The 22,522-nt window shown below is 61.5% G+C and carries 10 protein-coding genes; 5 read left to right on the forward strand and 5 right to left on the reverse strand.

Features of this window, described 5'->3' with window-relative positions; translation table 11 throughout:
- Positions 1-176 precede the first annotated feature (176 nt).
- Both MME58_RS09935 and MME58_RS09940 read left to right on the forward strand, forming a co-directional pair.
- Positions 177-1,664, forward strand: coding sequence for an OpgD/OpgG family glucan biosynthesis protein (locus tag MME58_RS09935; RefSeq protein ID WP_054986280.1), 1,488 nt, complete (start codon positions 177-179; stop codon positions 1,662-1,664).
- A gap of 148 nt (positions 1,665-1,812) precedes the next feature.
- Positions 1,813-2,244, forward strand: a complete 432-nt coding sequence (locus MME58_RS09940; RefSeq protein ID WP_054986281.1) for a universal stress protein — start codon at positions 1,813-1,815, stop codon at positions 2,242-2,244.
- A 10-nt stretch (positions 2,245-2,254) separates the two neighbouring features.
- Here the strand turns inward: MME58_RS09940 and MME58_RS09945 are convergent, their stop codons facing one another.
- Genes MME58_RS09945 through MME58_RS09960 form a run of 4 tightly spaced genes read right to left on the reverse strand, consistent with a single transcriptional unit; the run spans position 2,255 to position 6,901 of the window.
- Positions 2,255-2,719: a response regulator gene (locus MME58_RS09945; RefSeq protein ID WP_054986282.1), complete on the reverse strand. Its 465-nt coding sequence runs from the start codon at positions 2,717-2,719 to the stop codon at positions 2,255-2,257.
- Positions 2,716-5,055, reverse strand: coding sequence for an ATP-binding protein (locus MME58_RS09950; RefSeq protein ID WP_055005513.1), 2,340 nt, complete (start codon positions 5,053-5,055; stop codon positions 2,716-2,718). Before MME58_RS09950 ends, MME58_RS09945 begins: the two co-directional genes overlap by 4 nt.
- On the reverse strand, positions 5,052-5,720 hold the full coding sequence (locus MME58_RS09955) for a response regulator (RefSeq protein ID WP_054986284.1): 669 nt from the start codon (positions 5,718-5,720) through the stop codon (positions 5,052-5,054). The genes MME58_RS09950 and MME58_RS09955 overlap by 4 nt, the downstream gene beginning before the upstream one ends.
- Positions 5,717-6,901 (reverse strand): sensor histidine kinase, encoded by a 1,185-nt coding sequence (locus MME58_RS09960; RefSeq protein WP_054986285.1) that lies wholly within the window; start codon positions 6,899-6,901, stop codon positions 5,717-5,719. Before MME58_RS09960 ends, MME58_RS09955 begins: the two co-directional genes overlap by 4 nt.
- Positions 6,902-7,094: 193 nt before the next feature.
- On the opposite strand from MME58_RS09960, the gene MME58_RS09965 reads away from it, so the two are divergent.
- A complete protein-coding gene (locus MME58_RS09965) occupies positions 7,095-7,619 on the forward strand; it encodes an SgcJ/EcaC family oxidoreductase (protein ID WP_054986286.1) in 525 nt (174 codons plus the stop codon).
- A gap of 72 nt (positions 7,620-7,691) precedes the next feature.
- On the opposite strand, the gene MME58_RS09970 is transcribed toward MME58_RS09965, so the two are convergent.
- Positions 7,692-8,228 carry an RNA polymerase factor sigma-70 gene (locus MME58_RS09970; RefSeq protein WP_054986287.1) on the reverse strand — a complete coding sequence of 179 codons (537 nt, stop codon included), beginning with the start codon at positions 8,226-8,228 and terminating at the stop codon, positions 7,692-7,694.
- 317 nt (positions 8,229-8,545) lie between these two features.
- Here MME58_RS09970 and MME58_RS09975 point away from each other — a divergent pair, with 317 nt between their 5' ends.
- Positions 8,546-9,304, forward strand: a complete 759-nt coding sequence (locus MME58_RS09975; protein WP_055005512.1) for a thioesterase II family protein — start codon at positions 8,546-8,548, stop codon at positions 9,302-9,304.
- Between the two features lie 105 nt (positions 9,305-9,409).
- Entirely contained in the window at positions 9,410-22,420 is a 13,011-nt protein-coding gene (locus MME58_RS09980; RefSeq protein ID WP_122297179.1) for a non-ribosomal peptide synthetase, read from the forward strand.
- The last annotated feature ends 102 nt before the right edge of the window (positions 22,421-22,522 follow it).

Consider the following 22,522-nt stretch of genomic DNA (forward strand, 5'->3'; position numbering starts at 1 on the left):
GAACAAACGAGTTGAACGGGTGGCTTTGGCAGGCTGATCTATGCTCAGGTCTACTGTCCATAAGGCCGCCCTCCACCATGTTGAATCGACGAAACTTTCTCGAGTTTTCTTCGATATCTGCTCTGTTGTTCGTATCAGGTATCACTTCTTCCTCACAGGCCGACGAGCGGTTGAAAATGGCTGATGTCGAGCCCTTTTCTTTTGATCTGTTGGTACAGCGCGCACGCGAAGCGGCCTCGCAACCTTACATCGTCCCGTCCAGCCCCTCGGCGGACGTGCTGGCGAAACTGGATTATGACGCTCACGGCAAGATCCACTTCAAGCCTGAGTACGCTTTGTTTGCAAAGGGGCCGGGGCAATTCCCGGTGACCTTTTTTCATTCGGGTAAATTCTTCCCCAAACCGGTGCGGCTCTATGTAGTCGATAAAGGTGCTGCCAAAGAAATTCTCTACGATAAGGCTTATTTCGATATGCCTGACGACAGCCCTGCGCGGCAGTTGGCGAACGGGGGCGGTTTCGCTGGTTTTCGCTTTCAGGAAAGCCGCACGGTGGGCCAGCAAAAGCTCGATTGGCGCAACAACGACTGGGTCGCGTTTCTCGGTGCCGCTTACTTTCGTGCCATAGGCGAGCTGTATCAATACGGTCTTTCCGCGCGAGGTATCGCGCTGGATGTTGCGCAGGCCGAGCGTCCGGAAGAGTTTCCCGATTTCACCCACTTCTGGTTTGAAACGCCGGACAGCGAAAAATCCGATGCCGTTGTTGTGTATGCGCTGCTCTATGGGCCAAGTATCTGTGGGGCCTATCGCTTTGTCATGCAGCGTGGCAAAGGGGTCGTCATGGATGTCGAGGCAGCGCTGTTCATGCGCAGTGAAGTGCAGAGGTTCGGCATCGCGCCGATCAGTTCGATGTACTGGTTCAGTGAGCAGTTAAAGAAGACAGCTGTTGACTGGCGACCCGAGGTCCACGACTCCGATGGCCTGGCGATCTGGACCGGATCGGGTGAGCGTATATGGCGACCGCTGAACAACCCGCCGAGAACCATGGCATCGGCGTTCAGCGACAATAATCCGCGCGGCTTTGGTCTCCTGCAGCGGGATCGCAATTTCGACCATTATATGGATGGCGTGCATTACGAGCGGCGGCCGAGTCTGTGGGTCGAACCTCTGGGCGATTGGGGGGAGGGTGCCGTGCAGTTGATTGAAATCCCTACCGACGATGAGATTCACGACAATATCGTTGCCATGTGGGTGCCCAAAAAGCCGGCAGGTCCTGGGACAGATTATCGCCTGCGTTACCGCCTGCACTGGCTGGCCGATGAGCCATACCCCGGCGAATTGGCGCATTGTGTGGCGACGCGTCTCGGTAATGGCGGTCAGCCCGGACAGCCCCGGCCGCAAGGTGTGCGCAAGTTCATGGTTGAATTCCTCGGCCGCTCTCTGGAGCAACTGCCGCCCGGTGTTTTTCCTGAAGCGGTGTTGTCCAGCTCACGAGGCCATTTTTCCTATATTTACACCGAGGCAATATCCGACGGTCTGACAGGGCATTGGCGGGCACAGTTCGACCTGATCGTAGAGGGCACAGACACGGTGGACATACGCCTGTATCTGCGTCTGGGTGATCAGACACTGTCCGAGACCTGGTTATACCAATACCATCCTTTCTGATGGCGTGGGCCAGGCAGGTCAGCTCGATGTATTGAGCGTCGCAGCAGGTGGACACCTATTGTCCTGAATCAACAAGCTGTCGTTCAGCAGTGGTTGCCTGCCAGCCAACGGATTATATTGATCGCACACCTCATCAAGGAAAACGCACATGCACAAAGTCCTGGTTCCTTTCGACGGCTCCGAGCACGCCATGCGCGCTCTGGGCTATGTCATCGAGCTGTCTGGCGACCTCACCAAGGCGCTTGAGGTGCATGTGCTGAACGTGCAAGCCAGCCCCATCGATTACAGCCTTTATCTGGCGCCGGACATGATCGATGGCGTGAAGGTCGGGCTGACCAATGAGGGTAAACGGGTGCTGGATGATGCGATAGCGTTGCTGACCGCTGCGGGCGTGCCGTTCCAGGCCCACGTCGATCTGGGCAACGTTGCCGAGCAGGTTGAAGCCGAAGTTCAGCGGCTTGGTTGCGATGCAGTCGTCATGGGCACTCGCGGGCTTGGCAACTTCGGTGGTCTGTTGCTGGGCTCGGTGGCCACGCGCGTTATCCATGAAGTGTCAGTGCCAGTGACGCTCATCAAATAAACCCTGCGCCTCACGGCTGCGCGGGCACCCGTGTCTGGCGGAGCAACTCGATGTTTTCCGGCGGCACCAGCTTGCGCAGCGATTTGTACAGCGCGCGGGTTTCCAGCAGGTTCCAGATGCGCAGCATGGTTTCCAGTGCATCCAGCGGTTTGCTGATGAAGTCGCGTGCGCCCAGTGCCAGGGCGCGCAGGCGGGTATCGCGTGTTGCATCGGCGGTCAGGACCATGATCGGCAGGTAGTCATTGGTCGGGATGCGCCGGTTGAGTTGTTCCAGAACCGCAAAACCGTCGAATTCGGGCATGTGCAGGTCGAGCACCACAAGGTCGGGCTCGAAGCTGTTGAACAGGTCCAGTGTGCGCAAGGGCTCTGTGCTGCTCAGCACGTTGGTCAGCCCCTCGCGGGCAAGCAGCTGCTCCATCAGATCAAGATTGGGCCGCTGGTCGTCGATGATCAGAATGCGGAAGTCTCCGGTCATGTGGGCTCCGGTAAATACTGGTCCAGGAGGGCGAGAAACACCGGCACCTGAATGGGTTTGGTCAGAATGGCCGTTGCACCGGCTCGCTTCAGTTCGCAGCAGGCCTTGTCGCTGTTGTCGGCAGTAATCATCAGCACCGGCGTATGGGCAGTCGCTGGCAAGCGCCGCAGACGCTGCAACACCTCAAGCCCTTTGATGTCCGGCAGGTTCAGGTCGAGCAAGATAAGCTGTGGCGCATGCTGGCGGGCCAGATCCAGCCCCAGCTGACCCTGCATGCTCGACAGCAACTGAATACCGGGCCTGCGTTGCAGCAGCGTCTCGATCAACGCCATGCTCGACAGGTTGTCTTCGATGCACAGCAGCTTGCCATGATAGGCGGGGCGAGCAGGCGGGCGGACGGCAGGTGCGGTGTCAGGGGGCATGTCAGTCTGACGTGGCGGCGCAGCGGCGGGAGCTTGTACCAGCGCAAGCGGCAGCTCCAGTATGAACCGGCAGCCTTCATCCGGTGTGTTGTGCACTGACAGGGAGCCCTGCATCATTTCCAGCATGCTCTTACTCAGCGCCAGCCCCAGCCCGGTGCCTTCGACACTCGGGTTGGCGTCCAGTCTCTCGAACGGCTTGAACAGCTGGCCGATACGCTCTGGCGCGATTCCATAGCCGGTGTCCACTACGCTTACAGTAACCTGCTGTTCCGAATGCTCGATTTCAATCCGCACCTCACCATTGGGGCGGTTGTATTTGATGGCATTGGACAGCAGGTTGAGCAGCACCTGAATCAAACGCTGGCGGTCAGCCATCACGCCAAGCGCGTCAGGCAACGGTGGTAACGCCTTCAATTCGATGTTGGCGTCGGCGGCCATCGGCGAGACCAGCACCAGTGCTTCCTCAAGTACGCCGGACAGCGAGACCGGTTCCAGAACCAGGGAAACATGCCCAGCTTCGATTCTGGCGATATCCAGCACTTCATTGATCAGCTTCAGCAGGTGTTGGCCAGCTCGCAGGATATGGCCGATGTGCGGCCGCTGGCTCGCAGGCGAATCCATGTCCAGCAGTTGGGCAAATCCCAGAATCGAGTTCAGTGGCGTGCGCAATTCATGGCTCATGCGCGACAGGAACTCGCTTTTCGCCCGGCTGGCACGCTCGGCTTCCTCGCGCGCGGTACCCAAGGCAATTTCGGCGACACGGCGATCACTGATGTCGCGGGTGATCTTGGAAAAACCGCGCAGTTCGTCATGGCTGTCATATTGAGCGGTGATTACCACACTGGCCCAGAAGCGACTGCCATCCTTGCGTCTGCGCCAGCTTTCTTCCGTATACCGGCCGTTGACCGTAGCTTCACGCAGCGCCATGTCAGGATGTTGCGGACATTCCTCCGGCAGGTAGAAAACAGAAAAGTGCTTGCCGATGATCTCTTGTTCTGTGTACCCCTTGATACGCTCGGCACCCGCGTTCCAGGTAATGACATAGCCGTCGCGGTCCAGTGCGAATATGCCGTAGTCCTTCACGCCCTCAATGATCAAGCGCAAACGCTCTTCGTTGTCGCGCAGCGCTCGTTCGCGTTCTGCCAGCAACTGGCCGGCCTCGACCAGTCGGGTGCCGAGCTGGCCGATCTCGTCCTTTTCCGGTGGTTGGGGCAGCAACGGGTGTCCGAGTGCCAGGCGCTGGGCATTGCGTTGCACCTGATGCACCCTGGCGACGATGCCTTTGGACAGCATCAGCACGGCGAGAATGGCACCGAAGATTCCGCAGGCGGCTGCCAGCAGGGTGGACAGCAGCAAACGCTCGCGGGTAGCCGCCGCAGCCTCGGTACGCTCGGCCAGCAGTGCATCTTCGCGTTCGCGCATGATGCCGATCCGTTCGCGCAACTGGTCGAGAACGTACTTGTTTTCGACCAGAATACGGGCAACGGTTTGTTGATCCTCCATGCTCATCGAGCGCAGTTTTTCCAGACCGTCGACCTTGGTGTTGATCAGCGGCTCGATGGCTTTGAGGTGTTCACGCATCTGCTCGTCGCGCACATTGGTGTTGAGTCGGGTCAACGCCGCCTCGATGAGCGGTTGCGCGTTGAGGTAGCCGGGCAGGAAGTCTTCCTGATGGGTCAGCAGGTAGCCGCGTACGCTGGCCGCACCTTCTGCGATCTGGGTGTGAAGGGTCTGGATATCGCCTTGCACGAGCAGCACCCGCCGTACATCTTCCTCTGCCTGAGCGGTCTGGCGTTCGGCGATGTAGATGAGCACGAGGGAAAACATGAGAATCGCCAGCGGCAGAGAAATCGCCACCAGCGCCTTGCCGCGTAGAGGAAGGTCTTCCCAGCGGCTGCTGCCGGTTGCCGTCATCGCCAGTCGCTCGTCGACTGGCTGACCAGGCCCAGCGCCACGCCACGCACTGCCGCCTGGGTACGGTCCGAGGCCCCCAGTTTGCCGATGACTTTTTCCACGTGTGCCTTGGCGGTGCCGGTCGTAATACCGAGTTTTTCGCCGATTTCCCGATTGCTGAAGCCGCCCGCCACCAATCCGAGCACCTGACGTTCCCGAGGGGTGAGGGCTTCCGGCAGGGTTGCGCCGTTGGTATTGCGCTCAGTCATGCGCCGCAGCAGGCGCGCACTCACAGCGCTGTTCAAGGCTTCTTCGCCACGCGCCACACGTTGCAGACCGGCGATCACTTCGTCGCGGCTGGCGTCCTTGAGCAGGTATCCCACCGCACCTGCGCTGATCGCGGCTTCCAGATGATCGGTGCTGTCGTCCATGGTGAAAATCACCACTTTGAGGTCCGGCATGCGCTGCTGAAGAATCCGCGCCGCGCCCAGCCCGTTGAGCACCGGCATGCGAATATCGAGAATCGCGATGTCCGGTTGCAGTTCCAGGCACAGATCGATAGCTTGCTGCCCGTCGGCGGCCTGGCCGACCACATCGAATTCCGGATGCCCCGCCAACAGCGAGACGAAACCGGTGCGGGTCACCTCGTGGTCGTCCGCCAAAACCAGTCGCACAGTGTCAGTCATGTCATTGCCTTGTCTGCGGTAAAAGGGACGATTGCGCGTAGCCGGGTGCCGCGTTCAAGACGGCTGATGCAGGTCAGGCGGCCGCCCAGAAGGCTGGCGCGCTCCTGCATCGCAACCAGCCCGAGTTTTCGAACGCCATTGCCGTTGCGCGGCTTCTCGGTGATGAAACCCCGGCCGTTGTCTTCCAGGCTGAGTGAGACAGTGTCGTTATTCAGTTCCAGCGCCAGTTCCACGCGGCTGGCGCTGGCGTGTTTGAACACATTGTTGATGCCTTCCTGAGCGATACGGAACAACGCAATTTCCAGGTGACTGGGCAGACGCGCCTGAGAGCGCGACGTCCACTGCACGGCGATTCCTGCTTCACGCAGCCGGTCGGCCTCTTTGTCGACTGCCTGTAACAGACCGAAATCGTCCAGGACGCTCGGACGCAGACCGCTGATCAACTGTCGGCCTTCGCCGACGCAGTGCTGCGCCAGCTTGAGAATGGCTTGCAGGTCGGCGTCCAGCGGTTCGGGCAGTTCCGGGCAGCGACCGGCAAAACCCTGCAGCCTCTGATGCAGACCGGCGAGCGTCTGGGCCAGCCCATCATGCAGGTCGTAAGCCATGCGCTTGCGTTCGTCTTCCTGCGCGGTGAACAACTGGCGAACCAGTTCAGACATGGTCCGCTCTCTGACGACCAGCGCTTCAAGCAACCGATTGTTTTCCAAGTGTGCCGCCAGCAAGGTCGCCAACAGTTGCAGCGACTCGATGTCCTCGTTGTCCGGCGCATTGATGCTCACGCTGTTGGCCAGCAGCAAGGTGCCAAAGCAGCCTTCGTCGGCACCGCGCAAAGGCAACAGCAACACACAAGGCAGGTCGCGACCGCTGCGTTCCAGCCATTGCGGACCGATGGCCAGCGGGTCCGCAGCGGTTTCGAGCGTACTCAGGCGTTCCGCACTGCCATGGCTGGCGGTGCTTTGCACGCTGTTGTCGATCCCCCATTCCAGCAGCAGGCCATGATCCATGGCCACGAATGCGCAAGCGCGCTGCAGCACTCGACGGCGCATGGCTTCGGGTGGCAGCTGGGTCAGTTCCTGGCCGGTATCCACCAGCAGGCGGAGGCGTGCGGCGCGGCTTTGCGACTGACGATACTGGTTGCGGATGGCCAGTGCGCTTGCCGGGTCATGGGGGGGGCTTTGCATGGGAAGCTCCAGCGAGGGTGGATGCCCGCGCGGGCATAACAGAAGTGACGCTATTAGAACTGTAACAGGAGATAAAGCCTATCTGCCGATTGGCATACACACTTAACCCCGGTTGGCCGATGGCGCGCAGTGGCGGGGAGGGCAAAGTGGCACTCACTGAATCCCTGAACAGATCCCCCGTAGGAGAGTAGCGATGAAAATGAAATTGACCGCCCTGGCCCTGTTGATTGCTGTGAGTGCGCCGATGGTTCAGGCCGCTGCCGAGCCGTCCGGCTACACCTACCGCATGGTCGCCGAGCAGCCAAGCAATGTGAACGACAAGGAGATTGCTGGTCTGTTTGATCGCTGGAACAAGGCCCTGAAAACCGGGAACTCGCAGACGGTGGTTTCTCTTTATGCGCCGGACGCGGTCCTGCAGCCTACGGTCTCGAACAAGGTGCGTGCGACCCCGACGGAGATCAAGGACTACTTCGATCACTTCCTGGCGCTCAAGCCGGCAGGTGAGATCAACTACCGCGAGATTCGTCGTCTGGGGCCCGATGCGGCAGTGGACAGTGGTGTCTACACCTTCACCCTGACGGCCGCTGATGGCAAGAAGAGCACGGTGCAGGCGCGCTACACCTTTCTGTACCACCGCGTCGGTAACGAGTGGAAGATCCTCAACCACCACTCTTCGGCCATGCCGGAAGTGCAGCCTGAATATCAGGTCAGCCGCTGATTTGTCGTCCACCAGGCTGAAACGAAAAATCCGGAGCCACTGCTCCGGATTTTTTTGTCCGATCGCTTGCCGTCAGGCCTCGGCGTTGGCGCCGTTGACCTTGCGGCAATGAATCAGTGCATCGCGGATCATGAAGTTGACCAGCGTCGGTGAGACCCCCAGCTCCTTGGCGATGTCCTTTTGCGGGACGCCGTGCAGGCGGTACATCTCGAACGCGTAGCGGGTGCGCGGCGGCAGTTCGGTCAGGGCATCGGCAATTTTCTCCAGGCTGGAGAAGTTGATGTGCGAGGTTTCCGGCGATGCACCCTGAATTACCACGTTCAGCCCCTCGGCCTCGGGGCCGGTGTATTTCTGTTCCAGCGCCTGTTTGCGGTAATGATCGATGGCCAGATTGCGCACGATCTGAAACAGGTAACTGAGCTGGGCCTTGAACGTCAGCGTCGCCTGAGGTGCCGAGCGCAGTCTGAAGAAGGCGTCCTGCACCACGTCCTCGGCCCGCGACCGGCAACCCACGATGCGCGCCGCAATCTTGACCAGCAGCAGGTAGTTGTCGACGAATGCCTGGAGTAATGGTGAGTCGCACTTACTTGTGATTACGTGTTCCGTCATGGAATTCACCTTGCTGCTTGAACAATGGAGGGGGAGGGCCGCAGAAGAGGCGGCACCGTCACATGGGGCAACAAATTAGCCTTAATGATAATTATTGTCAAATGCGAAAGCCAATCAGCGCACTTTAAAAGTGCGGTCTTGCCACATACGCTCCTGTGAGGCGCATCCCCGCCTAATTATTTGCAGACGCCATCCGTTCTCATTGGTGACAGGCCCGACCACGGTTGCGGCCAGGGAACACCCCAGGAGAACCCCATGCGTTTCGATCATGCGCATCGCCGCTTTTACATCCGCGCCCACCGACGGACGGTTCCGACATGAGCACGCCGGTGAGCCTGACGCTGTTCTGCCTGCCTTATTCCGGTGCCAGCGCAATGTTCTACAGTCCCTGGCGTCGCAAATTGCCGGAGTGGCTGAATATACGACCTCTGGAACTTCCTGGTCGCGGCATGCGCATGGACGAGCCGTTGCAGACGGACATCGTGCAACTGGCCAGTCACCTGGCCGACGAAATCAGCGCTGACCTCGACAAGCCCTATGGGTTGTTCGGCCATAGCCTTGGCGGTCTGTTGGCCTTTGAGCTGGCGCATGCATTGCGTGAGCGAGGGCTGCCTGCGCCGCTGGCGCTTTTCGCATCGGCTACAGCCGGCCCGGTGCGCCGCGATGTCAGCGAATACGCCCAGGCCAAGACCGATGAGCAACTGATTGCCCGGCTGCGCACGCTCAAGGGCACCAGTGAAAACGTCATCGCCAATGATGAACTCATGCAATTGATGCTGCCGATCCTGCGCGCCGATTTTCTGCTCTGCGGCAGCTTCGTCTACGGCCAGCGCGAGCCGCTGAACCTGCCGATCCATGTTTTCGGCGGCAAGCAAGACAGTGTCAGCGTCGAGCAACTGCTCGACTGGCAGGAAGAGACCTGCACCGGCTTTTCCCTGGACATGTTCGAGGGGCATCACTTCTATCTGGTCGATGAGCAAATACAGCTGCTCCGGCACTTGCGGCGTTATTGCGAGCTGCACCTGGCGCGCTGGCGCAACAGCACGTCACGGCAACTGAACCGGGCAACCGGTTGAGCGTTTTTGGCTCTTTTGTCTTGCGCGCAACGCCCTTCACGGGCGCGCGCTTTTTTTTGAAATTCAGATCTTATCCGGCACGCCGAATCTAGCAGGAACCCCATCATGGATGCGTTTGAACTCCCCGACACTCTGGCTCAGGCTCTTCAGCGTCGCGCCTTGCACACGCCGGATCGGCTGGCCCTGCGTTTTCTCTTCGACGAGAACGATCAGGGTCTGGTGTTGACCTACCGTGATCTGGACCTGCGTGCGCGGACCATCGCGGCTGCGTTGCAGCGTCAGGCCGTGCCTGGGGATCGGGCGATTCTGCTATTCCATAGCGGGCCGGACTACGTGGCAGCGTTCTTCGGCTGTCTGTATGCCGGGATCATCGCAGTGCCGGCCTATCCGCCGGAGTCCAATCGCCGTCATCATCAGGAGCGGCTGCTGTCGATCATCGCCGATGCCGAGCCACGGCTGGTGCTGACCGGTTCCGACTTGCAGCCCGCCTTGCTGCAGATGGGTGAGCTGGCCGCTGCCGACGCGCCGCAACTGCTCTGCGTCGACAGGCTGGACAGCGTGTTGGCCGAAGGCTGGCAAGGGCCGTCATTGCATGCCGATGACATCGCATTTCTGCAATACACATCGGGTTCGACCGCGCTGCCCAAGGGCGTGCAGGTCACGCAAGGCAATCTGGTCGCCAATGAACTGTTGATCCGTCATGGCTTCGGCATCGACGTCAACCCGGACGACGTCATTGTCAGCTGGCTTCCGCTGTACCACGACATGGGTTTGATCGGCGGCTTGCTGCAACCGATTTTCAGCGGCGTGCCGTGCATATTGATGGCACCGGCATACTTCCTGACGCGTCCTCTGCGTTGGCTTGAAGCGATCAGCGAGTACGGCGGCACCATCAGCGGCGGGCCTGATTTTGCCTATCAGTTGTGCAGTGCTCGGGTCAGTGACTCGGCGCTGGAGCGTCTGGACCTGAGCCGCTGGCGTGTCGCGTACTCGGGTTCCGAGCCGATCCGCGAGGACAGCCTGACTGCGTTCGCCGAAAAATTCGCCAGCTGCGGCTTCACGCCGGACAGCTACATGGCGTCCTACGGGCTTGCCGAAGCGACGCTGTATGTCGCCGGTGGCAAGCGCGGCAAGGGTATCCCGTCGTTGCGTCTGGACGCACAGGCGCTGGCGCGCAATGTGGCTGAGCCTGGCGACGGGCAGCCGGTCATGAGCTGCGGCACTGGCCAGCCAGGGCATGGCGTATTGATCGCCGATCCCGCCACTCTGCAGGTGCTGGACGAGAATCGCATAGGCGAAGTCTGGGCCAGCGGCCCCAGCATCGCCCACGGCTACTGGCGCAATCCGGAAGCGACCGCCAAGGCTTTTGTCGAACACGATGGCCAGACCTGGCTGCGTACCGGCGACCTGGGTTTTCAGCGCCACGGCGAGCTGTACATCACCGGTCGTTTGAAAGACATGCTGATCGTCCGTGGCCACAATCTGTACCCGCAGGACATCGAAAAAGTCGTCGAGTGCGAAGTCGATGTGGTGCGCAAAGGCCGTGTCGCGGCCTTCGCGGTCAATCAGGACGGTAGCGAAGGCATCGGTATCGCCGCCGAAGTCAGTCGCAGCGTGCAGAAAATCCTCTCCCCTGAGGCGCTGATAAAGGTCATTCGTCAGTCTGTTGCCGAAGCGTTTCAGGAAGCGCCGAGTGTTGTGGTGCTGCTCAATCCGGGCGCGCTGCCCAAGACGTCAAGCGGCAAGTTGCAACGCTCGGCGTGCCGCACGCGTCTGGCCGATGGCAGCCTTGACAGCTACGCGGTGTTCCCCGCAACCAGTACAGCGTCCCAAAACGATGTCCCTGACGCGGGTTCGGACCTGCAAGCGCAGATCGCCAGTATCTGGTGCGAGCAGTTGCGGTGCGAACACATAAGCGCCGACGACCACTTCTTCCTGCTGGGCGGCAACTCCATCGTCGCGACCCGGGTGGTGGCAAGGTTGCGCGAGACGCTGGGCATCGATCTGAACCTGCGCATGCTCTTTGAAGCGCCGACGCTGGCGGCTTTTGCGGCACAGGTCGAAGCGCTGCAGGGCACCGCACTGCAGGGTGACAGCTCGTCCCGGAACACTATCGTCAGGCTGCCCGGCAACGCGCATTTGCTGCAATCCATGGCCCAGAACCGCCTCTGGTTCCTCTGGCAGCTCGACCCGCAAAGCAGTGCCTACAACATTCCCGGCGGGCTTTACCTGCGTGGCGAACTCGACGTCACGGCGTTGCATGCCAGCTTCCAGCGCCTCATCGAGCGTCATGAATCGCTGCGTACACGCTTCTACGAGCTGGATGGCGTAGCGCTGCAACGTATTGATACGCCCAGTGAGTTCCATCTCGACGCCATCGATATCAGCGACCTGCCCGGCGAGGAGCGTCAGGCGCGCGCCGTTGCCGTTCGCGAAGAGCAGGCGCGTCGGCCATTCGATCTGCAAAACGGCCCACTGCTGCGTGTCACGTTGCTGAAACTGGACGAAGAAGAGCATCAATTACTGGTCACGTTGCATCACATCATTGCCGATGGCTGGTCGCTGAATGTGCTGATCGACGAGTTCTCGCGGCTCTATGCGTCGGCTGTTCAGGGCCAGATCCTGGAACTGGCACCTTTACCGCTGCGTTACGCCGACTACGGCCAGTGGCAGCGGGAATGGCTGGCGAACGGCGAGGCCGAGCGACAGCTGGCGTACTGGAAGCAGCAACTGGGCGACGAGCAGCCGACCCTGATGCTGAACACCGATCATCCGCGTTCGTTACGTCGGCAACACAGCGCTTCACGTTACAGCCTGCGCCTGAGTGCCGAGCTGAGCGCGGCCGTACGCAACACTGCGCACGCCTGGCAGTCGACGTCTTTCATGTTCTTGCTGGCGGGGTTCCAGACCTTGCTGCATCGCTACAGCGGGCAGACCGACATTCGCATCGGGGTGCCCGGTGCCAACCGTCCGCGCCATGAAACCCAGGGCCTGATCGGCTTCTTCATCAACACATTGGTGCTGCGTGCACAGCTGGACCCGCGCCTGCCGTTCTCGACGTTGCTGGCCCAGACCCGCCAGGCCGCACTGGAAGCCCAGGCCCATCAGGACGTGCCGTTCGAACAACTGGTCGAAGCCTTCCCGCAGGCGCGTGAGCACGGGCTGTTTCAAGTGATGTTCAACCATCAGCAACGCGACCTCGGTGCGCTGCGTCGCCTGCCGGGGTTGCTGGCCGAAGAGCTGCCGTGGCACAGCCGCGAGGCCAAGTTCGATTTACAGCTGCACAGCGAGGAGGACCGCAATGGTCGACTCAACCTGTCCTTCGATTATGCCGATGAGCTGTTTGATCGCGACACCATCGTCGCGATGGCCCGGCACTACGTATGCTTGCTGACCCAGGTCAGCCAGCACGCGCAGGTTGCACTGGGAGAGGTGCAACTGCTCGGCGTCGATGAGCAGGACGAGCAGGCGCAATGGAGCGCCGCGCCTTGTACTCCGGCCCGGCTCTGGTTGCCGGAACTGCTGGATCATCAGGTTCGCCAGACTCCGGAACGTACCGCGCTGATATGGGACGGCGGCAGCCTCGACTATGCCAGCCTGCATGCGCAGTCCAACCGTCTGGCACATTACCTGCGCGACAAGGGCGTAGGTCCGGACGTCAAGGTGGCGATTGCCGCCGAGCGTTCCCCGCAGCTGTTGATCGGTCTGCTGGCGATCCTCAAGGCCGGGGGGGCTTACGTGCCGCTGGACCCGGATTATCCGATTGAGCGACTGGCTTACATGCTGGAAGACAGCGAAGTCGAGCTGCTGTTGACCCAGAGCCACCTGCTGGGCGACCTGCCGAGTGCGGAAGGGGTCTGCACGGTCGCGATGGACACGCTGCACCTGGACAACTGGCCTGTCAGCGCGCCGGGCCTGCATCTGCACGGCGACAACTTGGCGTATGTGATCTACACCTCCGGCTCGACCGGCCAGCCCAAGGGCGTCGGCAATACCCACGCCGCTCTGGCCGAGCGTCTGCAATGGATGCAGCATACCTACGCGCTGGATGAAAGCGACGTGCTGATGCAGAAAGCGCCTATCAGCTTCGATGTCTCGGTGTGGGAATGCTTCTGGCCGTTGATCACCGGTTGCCGCCTGCTGCTGGCAGGTCCCGGTGAACACCGCGATCCGCATCGCATCGCGCAGCTTGTCGATGCATACGCTGTGACCACGCTGCACTTTGTGCCGCCGCTGCTGCAACTGTTCATTGATGAGCCGCTGGCGCAGCGATGCACCAGCCTGCGTCGACTGTTTTCCGGTGGCGAAGCGTTACCGGGCGAGCTGCGCAACCGGGTGCTGGAGCAACTGCCCGGCGTGCAGTTGCACAACCGTTATGGCCCGACCGAAACTGCGATCAACGTTACTCACTGGCAATGTCAGGTTGCCGATGGACTGCGCTCGCCGATAGGCCGCCCGCTGGGCAATGTACTGTGCCGTGTGCTGGACAGCGAACTGAACCTGCTGCCACGCGGGGTGGCCGGAGAGCTGTGTATCGGTGGCATCGGCCTGGCGCGTGGTTATCTGAATCGTCCGGGGCTGACCGCAGAGCGCTTTATCGCCGATCCGCTGGGCCAGCCGGGTGAACGCCTTTACCGCACCGGCGATCTGGTGCGTTGGGCTGCCGACGGCGCACTGGAGTACCTTGGGCGTCTGGATCAGCAGGTCAAACTGCGCGGCTTCCGTGTCGAGCCGCAGGAAATCGAAGCCCGGCTGCTGGCCCAGGCGGGCGTTGGTCATGCTGCCGTGCTGGTGCGTGAAACCGCTGCGGGTCCGCAGTTGATTGGCTACTACACTGCCGAAGCCGGGCAGGACGTTCAGGCCGAGCGGATCAAGTCAGCGTTGGCACTGGAGCTGCCGGACTACATGGTCCCGGCGCAATTTGTACGCCTCGACAGCATGCCCCTCGGCCCGAGCGGCAAGCTGGACCGCCGCGCCTTGCCCGAACCGCAGTGGCAGACCCGAGAGCATGTCGAACCGCAGACCAACCTGGAAAAACAGATCGCCGCTATCTGGCGCCAGGTGCTGGGTGTGCCGCGTGTCGGCTTGCGTGATGATTTCTTCGAACTGGGCGGGCACTCGCTGCTGGCGACCCAGATCATTTCCCGTGTGCGGCAGGCCTGCGACATCGACCTGCCACTGCGTGCGCTGTTCGAAGCCAGCGAGCTGGGCGCGTTTGCCGACCAGGTTGAGGCCATTCAACAATCGGGTGAGCGCAGCAGCCTGCAACCGATTGCCCGTGTCGACCGCAGCCAGCCGGTGCCGTTGTCCTACTCACAGCAGCGCATGTGGTTCCTCTGGCAGATGGAACCGGACAGCCCGGCCTACAACGTTGGCGGCATGGCACGTCTGACAGGCGTATTGAACATCGAGCGTTTCGAGGCCGCATTGCAAGCCTTGATCCTGCGCCACGAAACCTTGCGCACGACTTTCCCCAGCGTCAACGGCGTTGCCTGCCAGAAGGTCAGCGAACACACCGGCCTGCGCGTGCAATGGCAGGATTACTCGGCGCTGCCCGCCCAGATCCGTGAGCAGCGTATTCAGGCGCTGGCCGACAGCGAGGCGCATCAGCCCTTCGATCTGGAAACCGGTCCGCTGCTGCGCGCCTGTCTGGTCAAGGCTGCCGATCTCGAGCATTACTTTGTCCTGACCCTGCACCACATCGTCACCGAAGGCTGGGCAATGGACATTTTTGCCCGCGAACTGGGCCAGCTCTATGAAGCATTTCTTGAGGGCAAGCCGTCTCCGCTGGAGACACTGGCGGTGCAATACCTCGATTACAGCGTCTGGCAGCGCCAGTGGATGGAGGCGGGCGAACGTCAGCGCCAGCTCGATTACTGGACTGCTCAACTGGGCAACGAGCACCCGCTGCTGGAGCTTCCCGCTGACCGGCCACGTCCTTCGGTACAAAGCCATCAGGGCGAACTGTACCGCTTCGATCTGAACAGCGAACTGGCGGCGAAGGTTCGTGCTTTCAACGCCCGCAACGGCTTGACCCTGTTCATGACCATGACGGCTACGCTGGCGGTGCTGCTTTACCGCTACAGCGGCCAGAATGACCTGCGCATCGGCGCGCCGGTGGCCAACCGCATTCGCCCGGAAAGCGAGGGCCTGATCGGCGCATTCCTCAACACCCAGGTGCTGCGCGTGCAGCTCGACGGGCAGATGAGCGTTGCACAGCTGTTCGAGCAGGTTCGCCACACGGTCATCGAAGGTCAGTCACATCAGGACTTGCCGTTCGATCATCTGGTCGAAGCGTTGCAGCCACCACGCAGCGCGGCCTACAACCCGCTGTTTCAGGTGATGTGCAATGTGCAACGCTGGGAGTTCCAGCAAAGCCGCGAATTGGCAGGCATGAACGTCGAGTACCTGGTCAACGATGCGCGTGCCACCAAGTTCGACCTCAATCTGGAAGTCACCGAACTCGATCACCGCCTGGGTTGCTGCCTGACCTACAGTACCGATCTGTTCGACGAGCCGCGCATCGCGCAGATGGCCGAACACTGGCTGAACCTGCTGCAAGCGCTGCTCGCCGATCCGCAACAGCGTCTGAGTGAATTACCTCTGTTGCAGGATGCCGAGCGTCAGCACTTGCTTGAAAGCCTGGGCGTCGAAGCGGGCGAACAACGGCTCGATCAGTGCATTCACAGCCTGTTCGCCGAGCAGGCCCGGCTGCGTGCAGAGGCGCCGGCATTGACCTTTGCGGGCGAAACCCTGAGCTACGCCGAGCTGGATGCTCGGGCCAACCAGCTTGCCTGGATGCTGCGCGAGCGTGGTGTCGGCCCGCAGGTTCGCGTCGGTCTGGCGCTACCGCGTTCGCTGGACATGGTCGTCGGCCTGCTGGCGATCCTCAAGGCTGGCGGTGCCTACGTTCCGCTCGACCCGGAATACCCGCTGGAGCGTCTGCACTACATGATCGAAGACAGCGGCGTCGGCCTGCTGCTGAGCGACCGCGCATTGTTTGCAGCCCTCGGTGAATTGCCTGCCACTGTTGCCCGCTGGTGCCTGGAAGACGATCAGCCACTGCTGGCTTCCTGCCCGACCCATGAGCTGCCCTTCATCAGCCTGCCGCAGCATCAGGCGTACCTTATTTACACCTCTGGTTCGACCGGCAAACCCAAAGGCGTGGTGGTGTCCCATGGTGAGATCGCCATGCATTGTCAGGCGGTGATTCGTCGCTTCGACATGCAGCCCGATGACTGCGAACTGCATTTCTATTCAATCAACTTCGATGCTGCCACCGAGCGCCTGCTGGTGCCGTTGCTCAGCGGCGCGCGCGTGGTGCTGCGCGCTCAGGGGCAATGGGACGCTGAAGAAATCTGCACGCTGATTCGTCAGCAGCAAGTCAATGTGCTTGGCTTCACGCCCAGTTATGGCAGCCAGTTGGCCCAGTGGCTGGCGACTCAGGGCCAGACCCTGCCGATACGCATGTGCATCACGGGCGGCGAAGCGCTGACCGGCGAGCACCTGCAACGCATCCGTGCAGTTTTCCAGCCGGAGCTGTTTTTCAACGCCTACGGGCCGACCGAAACCGTGGTCATGCCGCTTGCCAGTCTGGCCCCGCACCACCTGCAGGAGGGGGAAGCCAGCGTACCGATCGGTCGTGTGGTCGGGGCGCGGGTTGCCTATATTCTCGACGCCGATCTGGCGCTGGTGCCGCAGGGCGCGAGCGGCGAACTGTATATCGGCGGTGCAGGTCTGGCGCAGGGCTATCATCAGCGCCCCGGCATGACTGCCGAGCGCTTCGTCGCCGACCCGTTTGCCGACAACGGCGGACGTCTGTATCGCACCGGCGACCTGGTGCGCCAGCGCGCGGACGGGCTGGTGGAATACCTTGGGCGTATCGACCATCAGGTAAAGATTCGTGGCTTCCGTATCGAACTGGGCGAAATCGAAACCCGTCTGCTGGAGCACCAAGCCATCCGCGAAGCCATCGTGCTGGCGCTGGACACGCCGTCAGGCAAGCAACTGACGGGTTATCTGGTCAGTGATGTGGCCGGGCAGGGCGATGCGCAACAGGCCCGACTGCGCGAATCGCTCAAATTGCACCTCAAGGCGCAATTGCCGGACTACATGGTGCCGACCCACCTGATTCTGCTCGACAGCATGCCGCTGACCGCCAACGGCAAACTTGATCGCCGCGCATTGCCGGCGCCGGACCCTGAACTCAATCGTCAACATTACGTGGCACCGGCCAGTGAACTGGAGCAGCAGCTGGCGGCGATCTGGTGTGCAGTGCTGAATGTGGAAAAAGTCGGCCTCAACGACAACTTCTTCGAACTGGGCGGCGATTCGATTCTGTCTATTCAGGTGGTCAGCCGGGCACGTCAGGTGGGCATTCATTTCAGCCCGCGTGACCTGTTCCAGCACCAGACCGTGCAGACCCTGGCTGCCGTGGCGACCGCCAGTGAACTGATTCAGGCCGAACAGGGCCTGCTGCAGGGCCAGTCCGGTCTGACACCGATTCAGCACTGGTTCTTCGACACCCCCATCCCCGAGCGTCAGCACTGGAACCAGTCGCTGGTGCTGGAGCCACTCAGCACCCTCGATCCGCGTCTGCTGGAGCAGGCGTTGCGTGCGGTGCTCGAACAGCATGACGCCCTGCGCCTGAGTTTCACCGAGCACAATGGCCAGTGGCAGGCCGAACATCGCGCAGTGACGGCCGAAAGCCTGCTGATTCAGGCGCGTGTCGCAGACATGGCCGAATGTGCGGCTTTGTATGCCGATACCCAGCGCAGCCTTGATCTGCAAAACGGCCCACTGTTGCGCGCCTTGCTGGTCGACGGGCCGCAGGGCCGGCAACGCCTGCTGTTAGTCATTCACCATCTGGTCGTCGATGGCGTGTCATGGCGTGTGCTGCTGGACGATCTGCAAAGCGCTTATCGTCAATCAAGCGAGGCAATGCCGGTGCGCTTCGCGGCCAAGACCAGTGCCTTGCGCGACTGGGCTGCACGCTTGCAGGCCTATGCGGGTAACGAATCGTTACGTGAAGAGCTGCATGTGTGGCAACGCCAGCTTGGCGGTCCTGCGGCACAACTGCCGTGTCATAACCCGTCGGGTGGTCAGCAGAATCGCCACGCGCAAACGGTCAGCGTGCGGCTGGATGCGGAACGTACCCGACAACTGCTGCAACAGGCCCCAAGCGCCTACCGCACCCAGGTCAACGACCTGCTGCTGACCGCATTGGCGGACGTGATCTGCCGCTGGAGCGGGCAGCCGTCGACGCTGGTCCAGCTGGAAGGCCACGGCCGTGAAACCCTGTTTGACGAGATCGACCTGACTCGTACCGTAGGCTGGTTCACCAGCGCCTATCCGTTACGCCTCACCCCGGCGCTGGCTGCCGACGCAACGCCGGGCGATTCGATCAAGGCGATCAAGGAGCAACTGCGCCAGGTGCCACACAAAGGGCTGGGCTATGGCGTGCTGCGCTATCTGGCCGACAGCGCCAGCAGGGCTGCCATGCAGGCACTGCCGGTGGCACCGATCACCTTCAACTACCTTGGCCAGTTCGATCAGAGTTTTGCCAGCGACGCGTTGTTCCGTCCGCTGGAAGAGTCGCCGGGTGCGGCCCACGATCCGCACGCGCCGTTGCCCAATGAACTGAGCATCGACAGCCAGGTGTATGGTGGCGAACTGCTGTTGCGTTGGACCTTCAGTGCCGAGCGCTATCAACCGGGCGCTATCGAAGCATTGGCGCAGGATTATCTGGCCCGGTTGCAGGCACTGGTTGCCCATTGCCTGGCCGATGGTAGCGGCGGTCTGACGCCTTCGGACTTCCCGCTGGCTGATCTGGATCAGGCGCAGTTGGATGCATTGCCGATCCCGGCGAGCCACATCGAAGACGTCTATCCGTTGACGCCGATGCAGGAGGGCATGCTGCTGCACACGCTGCTGGAGCCGGGCACCGGCTTGTATTACATGCAGGACCGCTACCGCATCAACAGCGCGCTGGACCCGCAACGCTTCGCTCAAGCCTGGCAAGCGGTCATCGCCCGTCACGAAGCCCTGCGTGCCTCGTTCTGCTGGGATATCGGTGAAACCATGCTGCAGGTCATTCACAAGCCAGGCAGCACGCCGATCGATTACCTGGACTGGCGAGACGTGCCCGAGGACCAGCAGGAGCCGCGTTTGCAGGCTTTGCTCAAGTCCGAGCGCGAGGCCGGTTTCAATCTGCTCGATCAGCCGCCGTTCCACCTGCGCCTGATCCGTGTCGACGAGGCACGCTACTGGTTCATGATGAGCAACCACCACATCCTGATCGATGCCTGGTGTCGCTCGCTGCTGATGAACGACTTCTTCGACATTTACACCGCGCTGGGCGAAGGCCGCGATGCGCAACTGACGCCCGCGCCGCGTTATCGCGACTATATCGGCTGGCTGCAACGTCGTGGTCTGGCCCAGGCGCGTGACTGGTGGCAGCACAACCTTCGCGGCTTCGAGCGGCCTACGCCGATACCCAGCGACCGGCCGTTCCTGCGTGAACATGCGGGTGACAGTGGTGGCATGGTGGTCGGCGACTGCTACACCCGTCTCGATGAACGCGACGGCGCGCACCTGCGTGAACTGGCGCAGCAGCATCAGTTGACCGTCAACACTTTCGCCCAGGCGGCCTGGGCGCTGACGTTGCGGCGCATGAGTGGTGATCGCGACGTGGTGTTCGGCGTCACGGTGGCCGGTCGTCCGGTGGAACTGCCGCAAATGCAGCGCACGGTCGGGCTGTTCATCAACACCATCGCTCTGCGTGTCGGCATGCCGGCTGACGACCAGCGTTGCAGCGTTCGTCAGTGGCTTAGCCAGTTGCTGGACAGCAACATGCAACTGCGCGAGTACGAATACCTGCCGTTGGTCACTATTCAGGAAAACAGTGAGCTGCCCAAGGGCCAGCCGCTGTTCGACAGCCTGTTCGTGTTCGAAAACGCGCCGGTGGAGGTCTCGGTGCTCGACCGGGCACAAAGCCTGAATGCCACTTCGGACTCCGGCCGCACCCACACTAACTACCCGTTGACGGCCGTTTGCTATCCGGGCGATGACCTCGGCCTGCACCTGTCCTACGATCAGCGTTACTTCGACGAATCCACCGTGCAGAACATGCTCGCCGAGTTCAAACGCCTCCTGCTGGCGCTGATCGAGGGCTTCCACGGCGATATGGCCGAGCTGGCGCTGGTCAGCGATCAGGAACGCAGTTTCCTGATCGAGGGCTGCAACCAGAGCGAGCACGCTTACCCGCTGGATAAAAGCTACGTCGAGCTGTTCGAGGCACAGGTCGAGGCGCATCCGCAACGGACAGCGGTCAGTTGCCTGGATCGCCAGCTCAGCTATGCCGAACTGAATATCGCCAGCAACCGTCTGGGCCACGTGCTGATCAAAGCCGGTATCGGTTTCGATCAGCCGGTTGCCGTACTGGCCGAACGCGGGCCCGAATTGCTGGGCATGATCATCGGCAGCTTCAAGGCCGGCGCCGGTTACTTGCCGCTGGACCCGGCGCTGCCTGATTCGCGCCTGAGCGGCATCATCGGCCAGAGCGGTACGCCGGTGCTGGTTTGCAGCGTGCAATGTATCGAGCAGGGCAAAGCGTTGCTCGATGCGTTGCCTGAAGCGCACCGTCCGCTGCTGCTGGTCTGGGAGCACGTGCAGCAGAACGACTCTGCGCAGCACAATCCGGGCCGCTACAGTGCGCCGGACAACCTCGCTTACGTTATCTTCACGTCCGGTTCCACCGGGCTACCGAAAGGCGTGATGGTCGAGCAGCGCGGCATGCTCAATAACCAGTTGAGTAAAGTGCCTTATCTGAGCCTGAGCGACAGCGACGTGATCGCTCAGACGGCCTCGCAGAGCTTCGATATCTCGGTCTGGCAGTTCCTTGCCGCACCGCTGTTCGGCGCTCGGGTGGACATCGTGCCGAACGATATTGCCCGCGATCCGCAGGCCCTGTTGGCGCACGTGCAAGCGCAGCGCATCAGCGTGCTGGAAAGCGTGCCTTCGCTGATAACCGGTCTGCTCGCCGAGGAGCAGGCAGTGCTCGACAGCCTGCGCTGGATGCTGCCGACCGGCGAAGCCATGCCGCCGGAGCTGGCCAGTCAGTGGCTGCAACGCTACCCGGGTATCGGGCTGGTGAATGCTTATGGGCCGGCTGAGTGTTCCGACGACGTGGCGTTCTTCCGGGTCGATGCGGATTCCACACGCAGTGCTTATCTGCCGATCGGTTCGCCGACCGACAACAATCGTCTGTACCTGCTCGACGATACGCTGGACCTTGTGCCGCTGGGCGCAGTCGGCGAACTGTGCGTGGCCGGGGCCGGGGTCGGGCGCGGTTATGTCGCAGATCCACTGCGCACTGTTCCGGTGTTCGTACCGCATCCGTTCGGCGCGCCGGGCGAACGTCTGTATCGCACCGGAGATCTGGCGCGGCGACGCAAGGACGGGGTGCTGGAGTACGTTGGCCGGGTCGATCATCAGGTGAAAATTCGTGGTTATCGCATCGAGTTGGGCGAAATCGAAAGCCGCTTGCAGGAGCATCCGGCGCTTCGCGAGTCGGTAGTGCTGGATGTCGACGGCCCGCTGGGCAAAGTGCTGGCGGCTTATCTGGTGCCACGCTCTGCAATTCAGGATCACGATGCCCTGCGCGATGAGCTGAAAGCCCATCTCAAGGCCAGCCTGCCGGACTACATGGTGCCTGCGCATCTGGTGATTCTGGAGGCCATGCCACTGACCCCGAACGGCAAACTGGACCGCAAGGCCCTGCCTGCCCCGGACGTCAGTCAGGTGCAGCAGGATTATCAGGCACCGCAGACTGAAATGGAGCAGCAACTGGCGACGATCTGGGCCGATGTGCTCAAGGTCGATCGGGTCGGCATCACCGATAACTTCTTTGAGTTGGGCGGGCATTCGTTGCTCGCGACCCAGGTCGTTACACGTGCGCAGAAGCTGCTGCAGCGCAACGTGCCGTTGCGGGCGATGTTCGAATTCAACACCGTACAGGCGTTGGCCGCGCATCTGGAAAGCCTGGGCGGAGCGCAGGTCGACGAGCAGAAGTTTGATCGTCTGGCTGACTTGATGGCGGAACTGGAAGGGCTCTGATCAGCCTCTCGTCGGGGCGCTGGAGCTGCGGATAAAAAACTCGTTACCGGGTGTAAATCCGCAGCTCGCTGGCGCGTTTTCAAAGGAACGAACAAACGCCTG

Origin of the sequence: Pseudomonas syringae pv. tagetis (assembly GCF_022557255.1) — a bacterium.
Lineage (GTDB): Bacteria > Pseudomonadota > Gammaproteobacteria > Pseudomonadales > Pseudomonadaceae > Aquipseudomonas > Aquipseudomonas caricapapayae.